Annotated in this window: 13 protein-coding genes; 6 read left to right on the top strand and 7 right to left on the bottom strand. The window is 28.5% G+C overall.

Annotated elements, in window-relative coordinates:
* Window positions 1–44 precede the first annotated feature (44 nt).
* Both QIA00_RS03015 and QIA00_RS03010 read left to right on the top strand, forming a co-directional pair.
* The gene (locus QIA00_RS03015) at window positions 45–1550 is read left to right on the top strand and encodes an L-lactate permease (protein WP_316257404.1); all 1506 of its coding nucleotides are present in this window, start codon (window positions 45–47) and stop codon (window positions 1548–1550) included.
* 249 nt (window positions 1551–1799) lie between these two features.
* Complete coding sequence (locus tag QIA00_RS03010; protein WP_316257403.1) at window positions 1800–3659, top strand: integrin-binding adhesin P66; 1860 nt, start codon at window positions 1800–1802, stop codon at window positions 3657–3659.
* Window positions 3660–3717: 58 nt separating this feature from the next.
* On the opposite strand, the gene QIA00_RS03005 is transcribed toward QIA00_RS03010, so the two are convergent.
* From QIA00_RS03005 to QIA00_RS02990, 4 genes are read right to left on the bottom strand one after another with little or no spacing between them, the layout of a single operon-like run.
* On the bottom strand, window positions 3718–4470 hold the full coding sequence (locus tag QIA00_RS03005; protein WP_316257401.1) for a J domain-containing protein: 753 nt from the start codon (window positions 4468–4470) through the stop codon (window positions 3718–3720).
* Between the two features lie 25 nt (window positions 4471–4495).
* Complete coding sequence (gene glyA / locus QIA00_RS03000) at window positions 4496–5749, bottom strand: serine hydroxymethyltransferase (RefSeq protein ID WP_316257399.1); 1254 nt, start codon at window positions 5747–5749, stop codon at window positions 4496–4498.
* A complete protein-coding gene (locus QIA00_RS02995) occupies window positions 5749–7305 on the bottom strand; it encodes an IPT/TIG domain-containing protein (protein WP_316257397.1) in 1557 nt (518 codons plus the stop codon). The genes glyA and QIA00_RS02995 overlap by 1 nt, the downstream gene beginning before the upstream one ends.
* Before the next feature lie 3 nt (window positions 7306–7308).
* The gene (locus QIA00_RS02990; protein WP_316257396.1) at window positions 7309–8751 is read right to left on the bottom strand and encodes a cysteine--tRNA ligase; all 1443 of its coding nucleotides are present in this window, start codon (window positions 8749–8751) and stop codon (window positions 7309–7311) included.
* Window positions 8752–8802: 51 nt separating this feature from the next.
* Here QIA00_RS02990 and murB point away from each other — a divergent pair, with 51 nt between their 5' ends.
* Window positions 8803–9711: a UDP-N-acetylmuramate dehydrogenase gene (gene murB / locus QIA00_RS02985; protein ID WP_316257394.1), complete on the top strand. Its 909-nt coding sequence runs from the start codon at window positions 8803–8805 to the stop codon at window positions 9709–9711.
* A gap of 9 nt (window positions 9712–9720) precedes the next feature.
* Here murB and QIA00_RS02980 read toward each other — a convergent pair whose 3' ends face one another.
* Window positions 9721–11928, bottom strand: a complete 2208-nt coding sequence (locus tag QIA00_RS02980) for a methyl-accepting chemotaxis protein (protein ID WP_316257392.1) — start codon at window positions 11926–11928, stop codon at window positions 9721–9723.
* 277 nt (window positions 11929–12205) lie between these two features.
* Here QIA00_RS02980 and QIA00_RS02975 point away from each other — a divergent pair, with 277 nt between their 5' ends.
* From QIA00_RS02975 to argS, 3 genes are read left to right on the top strand one after another with little or no spacing between them, the layout of a single operon-like run.
* A complete protein-coding gene (locus tag QIA00_RS02975) occupies window positions 12206–14353 on the top strand; it encodes a methyl-accepting chemotaxis protein (RefSeq protein ID WP_316257391.1) in 2148 nt (715 codons plus the stop codon).
* 21 nt (window positions 14354–14374) lie between these two features.
* Window positions 14375–15001 carry a hypothetical protein gene (locus tag QIA00_RS02970; protein ID WP_316257389.1) on the top strand — a complete coding sequence of 209 codons (627 nt, stop codon included), beginning with the start codon at window positions 14375–14377 and terminating at the stop codon, window positions 14999–15001.
* Complete coding sequence (gene argS, locus QIA00_RS02965) at window positions 14994–16751, top strand: arginine--tRNA ligase (RefSeq protein ID WP_316257387.1); 1758 nt, start codon at window positions 14994–14996, stop codon at window positions 16749–16751. Before QIA00_RS02970 ends, argS begins: the two co-directional genes overlap by 8 nt.
* Window positions 16752–16779: 28 nt before the next feature.
* On the opposite strand, the gene QIA00_RS02960 is transcribed toward argS, so the two are convergent.
* Together QIA00_RS02960 and QIA00_RS02955 are read right to left on the bottom strand one after the other, a co-directional pair.
* A complete protein-coding gene (locus tag QIA00_RS02960; RefSeq protein WP_316257385.1) occupies window positions 16780–18717 on the bottom strand; it encodes an AMP-binding protein in 1938 nt (645 codons plus the stop codon).
* Window positions 18718–18742: 25 nt separating this feature from the next.
* Window positions 18743–19456: a CPBP family intramembrane glutamic endopeptidase gene (locus tag QIA00_RS02955; protein ID WP_316257383.1), complete on the bottom strand. Its 714-nt coding sequence runs from the start codon at window positions 19454–19456 to the stop codon at window positions 18743–18745.
* Between the last annotated feature and the right edge of the window lie 64 nt (window positions 19457–19520).

Raw genomic sequence — 19520 nt, 5'->3', positions numbered from 1 at the left:
TTATTGATTGTTAATTACAATACAATTTAAAAGGAGCCATTTTTATGAATTCTTATGATTTTGTAACAGCTTTGGTACCAATAGTCCTAATAATTATTGGTCTTGGCATAATAAAAAAACCAGCTTACTATGTAATACCCATATCATTAATAGCAACCGTTGCTATAGTTATATTTTATAAAAACTTGGGAATAGTAAACACAGGTCTTGCAATGCTTGAAGGCGCCCTAATGGGAATATGGCCAATAGCAACTGTAATTATTGCTGCCATATTTACATACAAAATGTCAGAAGATCAAAAAGATATAGAAACTATCAAAAATATTTTATCAAACGTATCTTCTGATAGAAGAATTATAGTCTTGCTAGTAGCATGGGGATTTGGAAATTTTTTAGAAGGCGTTGCTGGATATGGAACTGCTGTTGCAATCCCTGTATCAATATTAATAGCAATGGGATTTGAACCATTTTTTGCCTGCTTAATCTGCTTAATAATGAATACCTCATCAACCGCCTATGGATCTGTAGGAATTCCTATAATATCTTTAGCTCAAGCAACCAATTTAGATGTTAATATTGTTTCATCTGAGATTGCATTCCAACTAATAATTCCAACCCTAACAATACCTTTTGTGCTGGTAATTCTTACAGAAGGAGGCATTAAAGGATTAAAGGGGGTATTCCTTCTTACCCTACTCTCAGGAATGTCAATGGTAATATCACAATTATTTATATCAAAAACTTTGGGACCAGAACTTCCTGCAATCCTTGGAAGCATTCTTTCTATGACAATAACAATAGTTTATGCAAAGTTTTTTGGAGAAAAAAAAGAAACTGCTGAGCACCAAAGCAAAAACACAATATCCTTATCAAAAGGTATTATTGCCTGCTCGCCCTACATTTTAATAGTAACATTTATAGTGCTTGTATCTCCTCTTTTTAACAGAATTCACGAATACCTAAAAACTTTTCAAAGCACTGTTAGTATTTATCCAGAGGCAAATCCCCTACACTTTAAATGGATTATCTCTCCGGGCTTCTTAATTATACTTGCAACAATAATATCCTATTCAATACGAGGGGTTCCAATGTTAAAACAGCTAAAAATATTTACACTAACTTTGAAAAAAATGGCATTATCTTCATTCATAATCATATGCATCGTTGCAATATCAAGATTAATGACACATAGCGGAATGATAAGAGATCTTGCTAATGGAATCTCAATAATAACAGGTAAATTTGGACCATTATTTAGTCCGCTAATTGGAGCTATTGGGACATTTTTAACAGGGAGTGATACAGTTTCAAATGTACTTTTTGGCCCTTTACAAACACAAATGGCAGAAAATATTGGAACAAATCCTTACTGGCTTGCAGCAGCAAATACAACAGGAGCAACTGGAGGAAAAATGATTTCTCCTCAAAACATCACAATAGCAACAACAACTGCCGGATTAATTGGACAAGAAGGCAAGCTTTTATCAAAAACAATAATTTATGCTTTATGCTACATTTTAATAACAGGATTGCTAGTTTATTTAGTATAAATTAATCATTTAAAATAAATAAGATTAATTTATACTAAAATTAATCTTATTTATAAATTTGAATAATATAAAAATCACAAAATAATAATATGGCCTTGAATTTTTAACTAATATTTTAATATTATATAGATGTTATATATATGTTAATATATTATACATAATAGCATGTCTATAATATATTTATTAATACGTTTAATTAATAACTAGAACTAATAAAAAAATTTATAATTACAACAGGAAGGTATAATTATGAAAAACCAAATTTTATGTAAATTAATTATATTTTTAACCACATCTGCAGCAATATTTGCAGCAGACGCATTAAAGGAAAAAGATATATTTAAAATAAACCCATGGATACCGACATTCGGATTTGAAAACACAAGTGAATTCAGATTAGATATGGACGAGCTTGTTCCTGGGTTTGAAAACAAAAGCAAAATTACTATTAAGCTTAAACCATTTGAAGCTAATCCCGAATTAGGCAAAGACGATCCTTTCTCAGCTTACATTAAGGTAGACGATCTTGCATTAAAAGCGGATGGCAAAAAAGGCGATCAATTTAAAATTGACGTAGGAGACATTACAGCACAAATCAATATGTACGATTTTTTTATTAAAATAAGTACTATGACAGATTTTGACTTTAATAAAGAGTCTTTATTTAGTTTTGCACCTATGACTGGATTTAAAAGCACTTACTATGGATTCCCAAGTAATGATAGAATAGTAAGGGGGACAATTCTTGCAAGAGGTACTTCTAAAAACATAGGAACAATTCAATTGGGATACAAACTCCCAAAACTCGACCTTACATTTGCAATAGGGGGAACAGGCACTGGTAACAGAAATCAAGAAAATGACAAAGACACTCCATACAATAAAACATATCAGGGAATCCTTTATGGAATTCAAGCAACATGGAAGCCAATAAAAAATCTACTTGATCAAAACGAAGATACTAAATCTGTAATTGCAGAAACACCTTTGGAATTAAATTTTGGCTTATCAGGAGCCTATGGAAATGAAACATTCAATAAGTCATCAATAACATACTCTTTAAAAGATAAATCCGTAATTGGTAACGATTTATTAAGTCCAACTTTATCAAATTCTGCAATTTTAGCATCTTTTGGAGCTCAATATAAGCTTGGATTAACAAAAATCAATGATAAAAATACTTATCTTATTTTGCAAATGGGAACTGATTTTGGAATAGATCCTTTTGCAAGCGATTTTTCTGTATTTGGGCACATCTCAAAAGCAGCAAATTTTAAACAAGAAACATCCTCAGATCCTAATAAAAAAGCTGAAAATATATTTGATCCAAATGGCAATGCTCTTAATTTCAGTAAAAATACAGAATTGGGTATTGCATTTTCAACAGGAGCAAGCATAGGATTTGCTTGGAATAAAGATACTGGCGAAAAAGAATCCTGGGCAGTTAAAGGATCTGATTCCTACAGTACAAGACTATTTGGAGAACAAGACAAAAAATCTGGGATTGCATTAGGAATAAGCTATGGACAAAACCTTTACAGATCTAAAGATACCGAAAAAAGATTAAAAACCATATCTGAAAATGCATTTCAAAGCTTAAATGTTGAAATTTCAAGCTATGAAGACAACAAAAAGGGAATTATAAATGGACTAGGATGGATAACATCTATCGGACTTTACGATATTTTAAGACAAAAATCTGTAGAAAACTATCCCACAGTAGCTCCAAGCACCAATGAAAACAATCAAGCTGAAAAAAATTCAGCAGGCACAAAGACTACAACCCCTGATCTGACATTTGAAGATGCAATGAAACTCGGCTTGGCTCTATATCTTGATTATGCAATTCCAATAACATCCATTTCAACAGAAGCATATGTAGTACCATATATTGGGGCATACATTTTAGGGCCTCCTAATAAACTCTCAAGCGATGCTACAAAAATTTATTTAAAAACAGGACTTAGCCTTGAAAAACTAATAAGATTTACAACAATTTCTCTTGGATGGGATTCAAATAACATTATAGAACTTGCTAATAAAAACACAAATAATGCTGCTATTGGAAGTGCTTTCTTGCAATTCAAAATAGCCTACAGCGGAAGCTAACAGCAAAAGAAGGGCTAAAGCCCTTCTTTTCTATCTTTAAAAACAATTAATTAATTGATTACCTTATATTTCTTTCCCTGCAAATTTTTTCATAAGCATCTTGAATTTTTATAAATTTATCATTTGCATCTTTTTGCCTTACAGGATCATTTGCAAACTTATCAGGATGATATTTTATAACAAGGCTTTTATACGCCTTTTTAATCTCATCATCACTAGCACTATATGTTAACCCCAAAACACTATAGGGATTTACAATTTTAATATTAATATCTTTATAGGCTTCATAACCATCATATTCAAGCTCTAAAAAAACACCAACATAAGAAATAAATTTTTCAGCTTCTAAATTTTTATACCTAGAAAGCCTATTAATCTCTTTAAGGGAAGCAAAAAGCCATATAAAAAGATCTTTATGCTGAAAATAGCCAAGCTTAAGAGTATATAAAATTTTATCAGCATTATTATTTTTAGTAATAGCAGAATGAAAGATAGTATACAATTCTGATTTACCACGTTCAGATAAATTCAAAGAATTGATAATAAAATTGACATAATTTAGCTGCTCTCCAGTTACAGTTCCTAAAATAGATAGCAATTTAGCCATTAATAAAAAAGAAAGTTTATAAAATTCAAACTCTCTAGATCTAGAATATGAGTAATCTCTTGTAAAGTATATTCTAAAAACACCTAAAAAACTAAATAATATCAACACAAAAGGAAATAAAATAAAAAGCATTGCTATTAAAACAGGATTAAAAATAAAAATAAACAACAACACTAAAAAAAACACTCTAATTGGACTTGGCATTTATTGATCATAACCTCCAACGCAATCAGGGCATGTCAAAATCTTTAATAAATCTTACAACTTCCTTTTTTATTTGTTTTAATTCAATATCCGACTTTGCCTTTAAAGCTCTAACAATAAATTTAGCAACATTTAAAGAATCGCTTTCATTTAAGCCTCTAGAAGTAATAGCAGCACCCCCAATTCTAATACCAGAAGCCAAAGAAGGGCTTTTTTTATCAAAAGGAATAGCATTTTTATTTAAAGTAATATTTACACTCTCAAGTAATTTCTCAGCATCAGCACCAGTAAAATCCGAACTACTAAGATCAACCAAAAACAAATGATTGTCTGTGCCCCCACTAACAATACGAAATCCTTCCGACTTGAAATATTCAGCCATAACTTTAGTATTCTTTATTACGTTAGCAATGTATTCTTTAAAATTTTCTTGAAGAGCCTCTTTGAACGCAATAGCCTTACCTGCAATAACATGAACTAAAGGACCCCCTTGAGTTCCAGGAAAAACTTTAGAATTTACAGCATTAAATAAGGGTTTCTCTTTTCCATTAAAGTTTATTAATTTATCAAAATCCTTTCCAGAAAGTATTATTCCGCCCCTTGGTCCTCTTAACGTTTTATGCGTAGTACTTGTAGTAAGATGCGCCACATCAATTGAAGAATTATGAAAACCAGCAACAATAAGACCTGCAATATGTGCAATATCACACAAAAGATAAGCAGAAACATCATCTGCTATTTCTCTAAATTTTTTAAAATCAATTTCTCTTGAATAAGAAGAAGCTCCAGCTATTATTAAATTTGGTCTGCAATCTCTAGCTATTTTAAGAACTTCATCATAATCAATTAGCTCAGAATCCCTAGAAACACCATAAAAATAGGTATTAAAAAATATACCAGAAAAATTTACCCTGCTGCCATGAGTTAAATGTCCTCCATGGGATAATTGCATACCAAGAATCTTGTCACCTGGACCAATAAGAGCCATTATGGCCGCCATATTGGCCTGAGATCCGCTATGCGGTTGAACATTGGCATACTTTGCACCAAAAAGCTCTTTTGCTCTTGAAATTGCCAAAGTTTCAATCTCGTCAATAAAAGAACACCCGCCATAATATCGATTCAAAGGATAGCCTTCGGCATACTTATTAGTCAAAATACTACCAACAGCCTGCCTTATCTCTAAAGATGTAAAATTTTCAGAAGCAATAAGCTCAATATGTTCTCTTTCTCTTAATTTTTCTTTCTCAATTAAATTAAATATTTGATCATCTCTCATTAAAAATTATCCTCCAAAACAAATCTATGCATTAAAGAATATGATCCGTTTGTCAAGCTTTTATACTTTAAAAATTTAGAATCTAAATATCCGTCAAAAAATTCATTTTTATCATAATCCTCTTTGCATCCATATTGAATATAGTTATGAGACATATTCAAAAAATACTTAGAGCTATCTTTAAATAATACTGCATTTATTATATCAAAATATATAAAACCAACCTCAGATAAAAAAAATTCAAACCAAAAATGCTCTTTTAATTTAAGAGAATTAGAATCATAATAAAGCCCGACTATATTTCTCAGTGGAATCTCGTACTTTAAAAATAATAAATTCGTAAGAACTATTAAATTGCTAGACGAAATTTTTCTTTCTTTAATAGAATCCTTTAAACTTAAATTATTCTCAATAATTTTAAAATTTGAAGTCAAAACATCAATAATTGCTTTAGCCAACTTATAAACTGAATTACTGCCAGCGGTTTTGGATAAAATTAGAGAATCTAACGACATTAAATCAACAGAGATGTAAGATAAATAATCTTTTTTTTTGTCTTGAACATACTTTTTGTGCTCTTGTTTGTTAATATCTCTATTAACCTCAATGCTTTCTAAATATTTCGCATCTAAAAATTCCAAATTAAGTTTATAAGTTTTTACCCTAGTCTTAAAAACAAATTTATTTGTCTTAAGGTTTTCAAAAAATAAATTATCAATATTAAAATCAAGATGCTCATTACTGAAATCTGTAATTTTTTGACGCTCATTCTCAATTGGTCTTAAATAGAAGATATTAAAATTAATATCTTCGGGGGTTGAATCAAAATTACTACTAATATTTTGATTAAAATAAATCTCTTCAATTATTGTAAACTCTTTTGAATCATTCAAAGTCCACTTAAAAAAATTATCTTTAACAGAAAATGGAACTTTATTGCTTTGAATATTGTCCAATAAAACATAAAGTTTCCCATCAGAATTTAAAGTTTTAGGAGAAATAAATTCTAAGCTATTCTCAGAAACATTTAAAATATTTTGAGGTAAAATTGTATAAAGTTTATCCTTAGTTTCAAAAAAAATTTTGATAGCACTAGAATATGAAAACAAATTCATACCCTGCAATAAGGTTGAAGAATTTGCATTTAAAATTATTTTATCCTCTGCAAAAATAAAAGGTATATTTTTCCTATTAAGTTTAACGGGAACTTGCCTACTAATAACAAGAAAAAGCTCATTGCTAGTACCCCTTTCTCCTTTTATAAAAATAAGTCCAGAATTCACTTCGTCTGTAATTTTAAAAACTATTTCCGTATTATTCCAGCTAATAATGCTACTTTTAACCAAATAATTATTGTTGATATTAATCTCTCCTGTACTGTAGCCCAAATTATTCCCCTTAATAACAATAATATCCTTGTGCGAAGTGGGAATTGGAGATATATCATAAATAATTGGCTTTGAATAAAATAAAAATCCAGAAAAAACAAATAAAACTAAAAAAATAATAAAAATTAAGCTTAAATAAAAATATTTGTTTTTTAAAAAAATAGCCAAATATTAGCCTCTTTTAACCTTAGTTCCTTCCTTAGTATCAACCAAAACAAAACCTTTTTTGGCAAAAAAGTCTCTAATTTCATCAGCACGCTTAAAATTTTTTTCATATTTAGCCATTCTTCTCTCTTCAATCAAAACCCTCATATTCTCATCAATAACTACATCGTGGTTTTCTAAATTTTTCAAAATTTCTTCTCTTAGATTAAGTGACATAATCTCATCAAAAATAAAAGCTAATCTAAGCTTTGAAACAAAGCCTAGATTTTCAGATTTAATCATCTCCCAAAGCAAAGCCAATCCTTGAGAAACATTTAAATCAAAAGAAACTTTTTCTACAAAAGAGTCATAATATTCTTTTTCTTTGCTAAAACCAAAATTTTTTAAATCCTTATTAAGTATATTTAAATCAACTGGATCTAAAGATTCATAAAAACACCTTAGCTTGTTTATCAAATTTTCTCTAGCAATTTTACTTGCTTGAAGATTACCCAATGAAAATTTTAATTGATTTCTGTAGTGTGATGTCAAACATAAATATCTAAAATCAAGAGGGGAAAAATTTTGATCTTCCAAATCTTTAACTGTAATAAAATTTCCACTTGACTTTGACATTTTATTATAATCCATAATCAAAAATTCTCCATGAACAAAGATGTCACACCATTTCTTATTCAAAAAACACTCTGCTATTGCTATTTCATTTATGTGGTGAACTCCAATATGATCAACTCCTCCCAAATGAATATCAAGTGTATCTTTGAAATACTCCAAATTCATAGCAGCGCACTCCAAATGCCAACTTGGATAACCAAATCCCCAAGGAGAATCCCATTTCATCTCCTGATCTTTAAACTTAGAATTAGTAAACCACAAAACAAAATCGGTTTTATTTCTTTTAAATTTATCAATATCAACTCTAGGTAAGGTCATATCTTTATCAATAAGATCAATACCGGCCATCTCGCCATAGCTTTTAAAACAAGAAGTATTAAAATACACATTACCATTAGAAAAATAAGTATTTTTTTTTTCTTCAAGAATTTTAACAACCTCTATCATAATGGGAATATGTTTACTTGCAACAAGAACTTTATCGGGATATACAATATTTAATTTTCTACAATCATTAAAAAAAGCCTCTGTAAAAAATTCACTAATCTCATAAGCTGTAAGGCCCTTCTCTCTTGCGGTCTTGGCAACTTTATCTTCTCCATCGTCAAGATCACCTGTTAAATGACCAATATCTGTAATATTCATCGCATAATCAACTTTATACCCTAAAAACCTTAAAGTTTTAATTAATAAATCTCCAAAAATATAGGTTCTAAAATTTCCGATGTGCGCATAATTATAAACAGTGGGCCCGCAAGCATACACTTTAACATTTTCAAAATTTGTTAATTCTGAAAAATCCTTTGTTCTAGTATTATATAACTTTAAAATCATACATTTCTCAAAATTGAAAAAATAAAAAATCTCATTTATTATTAAGTACGTATGCCTAAAAGCCTAAATAATTTTCTTAAAAAAATCAATATTAAGCCTCAAACAAAAAATCTAGCTGACTATACAACATATAAAATTGGAAACATTTCGAAATTATTTCTTACCCCTAAAAATATTAAGGAAGCCGAAAATATTTTCAAAGTAGCAATAGAAGAAAAAATAAAACTATTTATTCTTGGGGGAGGATCAAATATTTTAGTCAATGACGATAAAGAGCTTGATTTTCCAATAATATACACTGGATATCTAAACAAAATAGAAATTAGCGAAAATAAAATTATTGGCGAATGTGGTGCTAATTTTGAGAATTTATGTGAAATTGCGCTTGATAACAGCTTAAGTGGACTAGAATTTATCTATGGACTACCCGGAACACTGGGAGGCGCTGTATGGATGAATGCTAGATGCTTTGGAAATGAAATATCTGAGATACTAAAAAAAATTACATTTATAAATGATAAAGGAAAAACTATTTGCAAAGAATTTAAAAAAGAAGACTTTAAGTATAAAAGATCACCTTTTCAAAATAAAAACTTTTTTATATTAAAAATTGAATTGAATTTAAAAAAAGACAATAAGAAAATTATTGAAGAAAAAATGAATAAAAATAAACAAGCAAGAATAAAGAGGGGGCACTATTTATTTCCAAGTAGTGGAAGCACTTTTAAAAACAATAAAGCATTTCTCAAACCTAGTGGACAAATAATTGAAGAGTGCAAGCTCAAAGGATTAAGCATTGGAGGCGCTACAGTAGCTAAATATCATGGAAACTTTATCATTAATATTAACAATGCCACTTCCAACGACATAAAAAGCTTAATTGAAAAAGTAAAAGCTGAAGTCTACTTAAAAACTGGGTTTTTGCTTGAAGAAGAAGTTATTTACATAGGATTCAAATAATCAAAAAAATTAAAAAAGAATATCTTTAATCTCATCATTAATCTTTTGAATCAATTGCTTTGTCTTTAATATTTTATCCTTAGAGGATTTCACTAAAGATGAATATTCTTGAAGAGAACTTACCGCATCTAAATTCATCTTAGAAACTTTAAACTCTTTTAAATCTTGGCTAAAGTTGTTAAACTTGCTACTAATAAAATAGTGGTTATTAAATATTTCTTTATACATATTCTTAGCATCTCTGATCTTAGTATCGTGAGACAAATACCTTTCTTTAAACTCACCAATTTCTTTAAAGTGCTTAGCAAGAGTAAGATCTACTTTCTCATGTCTTGAAAAATTGTTGTCCACATTATCTTGAATGTCTATGAAATTTTTATAAATTGTATCAATCTCTGAATTAATTACTGCAATAATACTGTCGACCGTTTTAAGTTCATCTTTAATGGTTTTAGAATATTTTCCAGAATTAATAGCAAGCTTTCTAATCTCCTCAGCAACAACTGCAAAACTTTTACCTGCATCACCTGCTTTTGCTGCTTCAATTGCTGCATTCATAGCAAGCATATTAGTCTGAGCTGAAATTGAAACTAAAAGCTTATTTACACTTTGTAAACTATTTGTTTGAGACAAAAGATCTGCAAAATTTTTATTCACATTTTCAAAAACAATATTTAAATCAAAAACCTTGCTTTTAATATTTTCAATATCAGTAGAATTTATCGTAGCAACCTTATTAAAAATTTCCAAATTTTTATCTATACTATAGAAAAAACTAACATTCTCTTCAAAATTTGAAGAGATTTCTGATATGTACTTATTGTGGTCATTGATCGGATCAGTAATAGACTCAAAGCCTTTTAAAATATCAGCAATTGATTTTTCAAATCTAGAAAAAGTATCTCCTAGCTGTTCGTAAACTAAAATGCTAGAATCTATACTCTCAGTATTTGATACAGCAGTTTCTATTTGTTCCAAATATTCATTCAAATCTTCAGAATAAAATTTTATTTTTTCAAAAGATTCATTACTCTTAGAAGACAGATTATCTAGCTTTGAACTAATATAAGAAATAATAGACGAAGAATACTTAACCTTTAAGGGAGGCTCAAGACTAAAAGGATCGCTTTTTGATTTTTGATAAGCAACAATTCTGTTAAAATCATTAATTAATGAAAAAACAAAAGTATTGCACAAATAAAACATAATTGAAAAAGATAATAATAAAAGCATAAAAAATATAACCCAATTCGATTTAAACATAATAGGAATAGAATTAACATTTAAAATAAGCCCTTGAGTCAAAAAATCATCGGTTTTCACAAAGTTCAAAGAATAAAAATCTCTTCCATAATTAAAAGTATACTGAGAACCAGAAGAATCTTTTTTAACATAAGCTATAACTTTACTTAAAAAATTCTCACCATAAGCCGTAGAAAAAGGTTTGGCCTGAAGATTATTAAAATTTAAAAAAATGGGCATATAATTTCTGTCAAGCATAAAAAAATTATAATTCTTACTGCCAAATTTAAGAGAAGAATACAACTGATTTTCAATAATATCTAACGACTCATCAAAGCATAATAAAATCCCTATCACGCCCAATGTTGCAACAGAATCTCTAACCGGAAAACTTACCACAGAATAAATTTTCCCATCTATTTGCATATATCTTGAATAATGCTTAGAATTTTTTTCTACAGGAACAGAATAAATTGGATCCAATCTAATATCTTTTAAGCCTAAAGATGAAAAATTTGAATTTGATATTAAAACATTTTTTCCTATAGGAATATAAAATATGCCTTCAAGTGAATCGTTTGCTAAAGGAATAGTCTTAAAAATTTTATCTATAGAACTAAATTCTCTTGACTTTAAAAATAAATCGCTATTTTCATCTAAATTATCACCCAATTTTAAACTTGAAGACAAAAGAAAGCTTTTTGAAGAATTCACCAATATCCCAAACCTATAACTATCTTTTATAAGCTCCTCAAGAAACCTAGAGGATTCCGAATATTTGGCTTTAATTACAGCAGAAACACTGTTTAAAAACAACTTAGAATCGAATTTAAAGCGATCCAAATATTCATTTTTATGATTCATATAAGCATAGCCTATAAATAAAAAATTTAAAAAAAGGAATCCAAATAAAACTAGATAAAGAAATCGTTTAGTATTTTTCAGATTAACATCGATTAAATTCTCATCTGTCATAAAAGCTCTCCAAACATAACATTAGCATGATTAAAATCTTAAAACAAAACTTTTGCCTTCATAAATCATATACAAATAATTACTAATAACAATTGGCAAATTAAACCTTTCTTTCCGAATCTTAAAGATTAAATCCTTCAAATATTTGCAAATAATTATTTTATTATTTAGCTACATGCATATATAATTATATAATAAAACATGTAGAATACTAAAAATTTAATGTTTTAAAAATTTTATGAAAATTATGAAAAAATAAAATTTTTGAGGGGACTTAGTGAAAAGAAAGAAACTTAACTCCAACCTTTTTTATAAATTCAATTTTATAATTCTGGCATATACAATAATAATTATTGCAACAACCTTTTTACTACTAGATCAGGGCTATAAAAAAATCATAACAAAAGAGCTACAAGACTTTACAAAATTCATTAACCAAGCAATGATTAAAAGCTTTTCTGATGAATCTAAAGAAATAGTAAAAGCTTTAAGCGTATTAACAACCAGATATGATTATAAATCTGCAATTCTAAATAACAAAAATGAAGAGTACTTAGTATCTGACAAGATTTTAATGACACTACCGTCTTTTATTAAAATAATAGAGTATGCAAACAAAGATGGATATATAATAGCATCAAGCGAAAAAAAAAGAAACGGTCAATATATGAGCTTAAAAGAATTGCTTCTAAGCAAATCTATAACTACATTTCAAATTTCAATTCTTCACAACAGTTTAGTAAAAATAAATAACAATTTTTATATTCCAATAGCATATAAAATAACAGATTCAAAAAAATCTAATATTGGATATATTATTTTATATGCTGACATTTCAGAAAAAATTGCCGAACTAAAAGAATATCTTTTACTGCTTTTGGAAAACTCATTACTAGAACAAAATGCAAGCAGCAAAAACTCATCAAAATACTTTAATGTATACTTAATAAACAACAATGGCGATGCATTTGGAGGAAAAGACGAGGTTTTAAAAAACATAAAGCACATATTTGGCTTTAACCTAAAAACATTAACTGAAATACTAAATGTATTATCTCAAGGAAAGGCAAATTACAATACAAGCAATTCAAATGAAATAATCTCCTTAGCAAGGATTACAACATCCCATTGGTACTTAGGAATAAAAATAGATTATAATAACATATTTTCAAAAGAATTTAAAAATATGAGATTAGTTTCACTTTCTATTATATTTATTTTGGTAATAATTTTTATATTAATAATGATATCAACCATAAAAACTTTAATAATATCAAAAATAGATAAACTCAATGTTGTAATTCCAAAAGTTAAAAATGGCGACCTAACATTTAAAATCGAATCAAAAGGTAAAGATTCTATAAGCTCAACAATAAATCTTTTTGGTCATTTTATTGAAAATCTAAAAAATGTAATTAATTCACTACAAGAACGAGTAAAGCTGCTTAAAGAAAACGGAGACCATTTATTTAGCGAAATAAATAAAACCCACAATACAATAAAAAATTCAAATCAATACATAGAAAAAACACAAGAAGAAGTAGAAAAGCAGGTAGAATTCATCTCCAATACAACAAATATAATTGAAAGTCTTTCAAAAAATATTTCATCTCTTGACAATTCAATTGAAACTCAAGCCGCAAGCGTTGAACAATCCTCATCGGCTATCGAAGAAATGATAGGAGGAATACAGTCAATAACAGAAATAACTCAAAAAGCTGCAAAAAGCACAGAAGAACTAAAAAGATTCTCTGACGATGGACGAAAAAAACAAGAAGAAGTTATTACTCAAATCAAAGAAATTTTCAAAAACTCAACAAGATTACAAGAAGCAAACTCTTTAATTTCATCTATAGCAAGTCAAACCAACCTACTATCAATGAACGCTGCAATTGAAGCATCTCATGCTGGTGAAGCCGGAAAAGGATTTGCAATTGTTGCAGAAGAAATAAAAGACCTAGCAGAACAAGTGACATCACAATCAGAATCTGTTGCCTCATCAATTAACGAAATAATGGATTCAATAACCAAAACCGTAAACACCTCTGAATTAACAAATAAAGCTTTTAACCAAATATTTGATTCGATCAATTTAGTTGTTCAAGTAATAGAAGAAATAAATCATACAATGCAAGAGCAATCAATAGGTAGCCAAGAAATTTTAAAGGCTTTAAATACAATGCGGGAAATAACATATGAAGTAAAAATTGGTTCAAATGATATGTTTAGAGGCAACAAAGAAATTATTAGCACTATTAAACTGCTAGGAGAAATCAATATTACGGTCTCAAACTCCATGAAAGGTTTAAAAGAAGAGATTAATAAACTGGTAGAAGCAATTGAGCGTATTAAGGTTTTAGGAACTACAAACTCAAGCCATATTTCTGGAATTAGTGAAAGTACAAATCAATTTAAAACCAAATAAACTAGATTAAAAGGAAATAATATGCAAAAAAAGACATTTTATAATACTGAAAAATATCTTAAAAGCCATTTAATGTTATTTCCCATTTTTGCTTATACAAAAAACTTTTTAGATGCTATTATCGTATCTATTTGGATTTCAATATGTATAATACTTCCTGCCTTAATAATCAATCAAATAGAACTAAAAAAGCATAAAAGCCATATATTAGGGATATATCTATTAATAATAGGAATTTTTACTAGTCTAACTTACTTATTCATGCTCTATTTAACACCAACTTTATACAAAGAATTTAAATTTTCAATACCCATTTTAATAGCCATAATAATATCATTTCATAAAAACGAGCCTTTTAAAATGCTAAAAACCCCGTCAATGATAATTAAATATTCTAAAATTCCAATTTTAATTTTTATTGCACTAAGCTCAACAACCTCACTTATTAGGGAAATATTAAAAACTGGCAATTTAAAACTTTTTAACAACGAAATACCCATAATAAAGGAGCTTATAAATACAAAAATGTCAGCCCACAGCTCAAACATTTTTATTTTAGCGTCCTTAATTTTACTATTAATCAATATTTTAACAAGCATTAAAGAAGAAAAAATTACTAAAAGTTTTAAAGAGGAAAAAAATGAATAAAAGTGTTAAAAAAAAGATTAAAGACGAAATTAATGTTATAGTCAATAATCTAGCATTATCAAATAACATAAAGCTAGATAAAATTAATATAAATATTCAAAAACCTCCAAAAAGCGATCTAGGAGATATTTCCATATTAATGTTTGAAATTAGCAAAACCTTAAAACTTCCTATTGAAACCATCTCTGAAGAAATAATAAAAAATCTTAAAGCTAAATATGAAATTAAAGCTGTGGGACCTTACTTAAACATCAAAATTTCTAGAAAAGAATATATTAATAATACAATACAAATGGTAAATTCCCAAAAAGATGCCTATGGAACAAGCAAATATCTAGACAATAAAAAAATAATATTAGAATTTTCATCACCAAATACAAACAAACCACTACATGTGGGACATCTTAGAAATGACGTAATAGGAGAAAGTCTGTCAAGAATATTAAAGGCTGTAGGTGCAAAAATAACAAAAATAAACTTAATAAATGACCGGGGAGTTCACATCTGCAAATCAATGCTTGCATACAAAAAATTTGGAAATGACATTACCCCCGAAAAAGCTTTTAAAAAAGGAGATCATTTAATTGGCGATTTTTATGTTAAATACAACAAATACTCACAAGAAAATGAAAACGCTGAAAAAGAAATTCAAGATCTACTTTTACAATGGGAACAAAAAGATGCAAATACAATTGAACTTTGGAAAAAGTTAAATAAATGGGCAATTGAAGGAATAAAAGAAACATACAAAATTACAAACACCTCATTTGATAAAATTTACCTTGAAAGTGAAATTTTTGAAATTGGGAAAAATGTCGTATTAGAAGGGCTTGAAAAAGGATTTTGCTACAAGCGAGAAGATGGTGCAATATGTATTGACTTGCCCTCAGACTCAGATGAAAAAGAAGATCCTAACGTAAAACAAAAAGTACTCATAAGATCCAACGGAACATCTATTTATCTTACCCAAGATTTAGGAAATATAGCAGTAAGAACAAAAGAATTTAATTTTGAAGAAATGATTTATGTAGTTGGAAGCGAACAAATTCAGCACTTCAAAAGTTTATTTTTTGTAGCAGAAAAATTAGGTCTTTCCAAAAACAAAAAACTTATTCATTTGTCGCACGGAATGGTTAATCTTATTGATGGAAAAATGAAATCAAGAGAAGGCAATGTAATTGATGCGGATAACTTAATATCAGACCTAATAGAATCAATAATACCTGAAATTACACAAAAAATTGAGGACAAAGAGAGTGCTAAAAAAAATGCTTTAAACATTGCATTAGGAGCAATTCACTATTATCTACTAAAATCAGCTATACATAAAGATATTGTATTTAATAAAAAAGAAAGCCTATCTTTTACAGGAAATTCTGGTCCATACATCCAATATGTTGGAGCAAGAATTAATAGCATTCTTGAAAAATATAACGCACTTTCTATTCCTGTAATGGGGAAAATTGATTTTGACCTTTTAAAACATGAAAAAGAATGGGAAATTACTAAAATTATATCGGAATTAGAAGAAAATATAATCAAGGCAGCAAAAGATTTAAACCCTTCAATACTTACCAGCTATTCATACTCACTTGCAAAGCATTTTAGCGCATACTATCAAGAAGTTAAAGTAATAGATATAAACAATATTGATTTAACAGCCACAAGAATCGAATTTTTAAAAGCCATATTACAAACAATAAAAAATTGCATGTACCTGCTTAATATCCCTTATATGTTAAAGATGTAGACAAGAAAATTTTGCAAAATTTTCTTGTCTAATATCCGTTTAAATCTAAGTCACTTTTGCTAAAAATTAATTTTATTTTATCTTCATACTTTTTGGATATATAATATCTTTTTAACTTAAGAGTATTAGTAAGCTCTTCCCCAATCGAAAAAGAATCTTGAAGTAAAACAAAGCCTACTATTTTTTCAAAACTTTTAAAACCCAATTTAGTATTAATAGTATCTGAAATATGCTTAGAATAAAGCTTATTAACGTCCTCATTGGTCAATAAATCACTTCTGGAAGAAAAAGACACTCCACTAGAATTTGCCCATTTTTCAAGATTATCAAAATTAGGCACAATAACAGCACCCAAAAATTTTTGATCCTGGCCAACAATCATAATATTTTCAATAAACAAAGATTTGCCTAAAACTCTCTCAAGAGGCTCAGGCTCAATATTTTCCCCTCCCCTCAGAACAATTGTATCCTTGCTTCTACCAACAATTGAAATTTCATTATTAATTGTTAATCTAACCAAGTCACCGGTGTTAAACCAACCATCTTCTGTTAAAACCTCACTGGTCTTGGCTTTATCCTTAAAGTAGCCGCTCATTATTTGTGGCGACCTAATCCAAAGCTCACCTTTTTCTCCATAGGGCAAAACTTTTCCATCAATTCCAACTACTTTGTATTCAACATCTGGCAAAATAGGCCCTACAGTTCTTGCTACAGGGCTTTTAAGACGCCTAACGCTCAAGATGGGACCCGTTTCAGTAAGACCATAACCTTCAAGAACTTTAATTCCTACAGCCTTAAAAAAATAATCAACGTAATCAACCAATGCCCCACCACCAGAAACTCCAAATTCAAAATTTTGTCCAAGGGCATTTTTTATTTTTTTAAACACTAAAATATCACCCAATAATTTAATAGGAAAAATTAAAACAATCCCCACAAATAAAAATAATTTTGAAAAAAGCGAAATAAACAAATTGGGTTTTTTATAAATAGGAGAAAGTCCTAAAAATCTCTCCTTAAGCTTTGCATAAATAATTCCAATTTTTAAAAACCCCCCAAACACAAGCTTCTTAATAAAAGATTCTGACACCTTTTTAATAATACCTATTCTTATACCTTCCCAAATTCTAGGTACAGAAATAATCATTTGAGGATTTAAAAGTAAAAAGTCTTTTAACAAAACAGGACCTATGGGCTTTGAATATGCAATTGCTATGCCCTTTAAAGCAACTATATATTCACAAGCCCTCTCAAAAGAATGCCAAAGAGGAAGAATAGAAATCATCATCTTGCCGGGTTTAAGTGTTGGAAGATAATCATAAAGTCTATCTAATTGAAAAATAAAAGATTCATGCCTCAACATTACTCCCTTTGGCATGCCTGTTGTACCAGAAGTATATATTATAGTTGCAATATCTTTTGAAGAACCTTTTTCAATCTCCATATCAAATGATTTTGGATTAGCTCTTAAATACTCAGTTCCAAGTTCTAGTAATTTTTTATAAGAAAATACAGTAATATTTCCTACTTTTTCTTCATAAGATTTATCATCATCAATAACAACAATACATCTTACAAATCTAAGATCGTGTTTTTTAGATAAAACCTTGTGAAGTTGCTTATTGTTTTCAACAAAAATAAAAGTAGATTCAGAATGGCTAATAATATAAGTTAATTCATCCTCAGAAGAATCATTTCCCCTAGGAACATCAACACAGCCTAATCCCAAAGTAGCAACATCGATTATTATCCATTCTCTTCTAGAATCAGAAATAATTACAACTTTTTCCCCCCTTTTAATGCCACAATGCAAAAGCCCAGAAGCTACTCTTTTTGTTTCATTCCAAAAATCCGCATATATTTGCTTCTTAAAACTTTTTGATTCCCCTTCCTTATATATAAAAATATCAAGCTCACTATAAAGAGCTACCGCATCTTTAAAACGTTTAGGCACAGTATCACTCATAAATCCCCCTCAGAACAATTTAAAATTAATTTAAAAAAAGCAACAAACTGCTAACAATAATATTATAAAAACTATGTATAAAAATCACATAATATACATTTTTATACCTTAAATAAGTAAAAGCAAACAATATCCCTAATATAAATGTAACCAAAAATCCTAAAATTCCATAATATAAATGCCCATAAGCAAAAAAAATACTACTAAGAATGGCGGTAACTGCAACAGGAAATCCCATTTGTGTAAACTTAGCAATAACAAAAGCTCTGTAAAAAAGTTCTTCAAAAGCTCCTGTAAAAAAAGAGGTAAAAGTCATTAAAAAAAATGCTTTTTTACTGCTAATTTTCCAATTAAATCCAGCATTGTTTTGAAAATAATAGACAAGTACCGATTCTGGCAACAGATATTCAAGCAAAAAAGCTATTAAAAAAATGACTATCATTGCAAGCAATATTGTTTTAATAAAAATTACAACAGAATCCCAAATAAAAATAAATTTAAATTTAGGAATAAAAAACTCTACTCTAAAATCATCATAAGAACTAGTAAGTTTAAAAAAATAAATTATAAAAATAATTAAAAAAGATCTTGAAATCCAAAAATAAAAATGATTTTTATCAATATTCCAAAATTCTGAATCAACATTTACAAAAGGAGATGCCAAATAAATAATTATGTAGACCAAAAAAATATCAAGCAAAGCCCGCTTGAATGAATATTTATTTTTTAACAATTGCATAAAGTATTGTAATTAAATAATTATTAATTGTCAACGAATGATTATTGATTGATTAATCAAAACG

The organism is Borreliella americana, from assembly GCF_032595795.2.
Lineage (GTDB): Bacteria > Spirochaetota > Spirochaetia > Borreliales > Borreliaceae > Borreliella > Borreliella americana.
Note: the sequence above shows the minus strand (reverse complement) of the source record. Positions and strands in the feature narration are given on the sequence as shown.

Bases quoted from the DNA above. Each gene is read 5' to 3' on its own strand.
- QIA00_RS03015 (WP_316257404.1), top strand. From the start codon at position 45: ATGAATTCTTATGATTTTGTAACAGCTTTGGTACCAATAGTCCTAATA.
- QIA00_RS03010 (WP_316257403.1), top strand. From the start codon at position 1,800: ATGAAAAACCAAATTTTATGTAAATTAATTATATTTTTAACCACATCT.
- QIA00_RS03005 (WP_316257401.1), bottom strand. From the start codon at position 4,470: ATGCCAAGTCCAATTAGAGTGTTTTTTTTAGTGTTGTTGTTTATTTTT.
- glyA (WP_316257399.1), bottom strand. From the start codon at position 5,749: ATGAGAGATGATCAAATATTTAATTTAATTGAGAAAGAAAAATTAAGA.
- QIA00_RS02990 (WP_316257396.1), bottom strand. From the start codon at position 8,751: ATGATTTTAAAGTTATATAATACTAGAACAAAGGATTTTTCAGAATTA.
- murB (WP_316257394.1), top strand. From the start codon at position 8,803: ATGCCTAAAAGCCTAAATAATTTTCTTAAAAAAATCAATATTAAGCCT.
- QIA00_RS02980 (WP_316257392.1), bottom strand. From the start codon at position 11,928: ATGACAGATGAGAATTTAATCGATGTTAATCTGAAAAATACTAAACGA.
- QIA00_RS02970 (WP_316257389.1), top strand. From the start codon at position 14,375: ATGCAAAAAAAGACATTTTATAATACTGAAAAATATCTTAAAAGCCAT.
- argS (WP_316257387.1), top strand. From the start codon at position 14,994: ATGAATAAAAGTGTTAAAAAAAAGATTAAAGACGAAATTAATGTTATA.
- QIA00_RS02960 (WP_316257385.1), bottom strand. From the start codon at position 18,717: ATGAGTGATACTGTGCCTAAACGTTTTAAAGATGCGGTAGCTCTTTAT.
- QIA00_RS02955 (WP_316257383.1), bottom strand. From the start codon at position 19,456: ATGCAATTGTTAAAAAATAAATATTCATTCAAGCGGGCTTTGCTTGAT.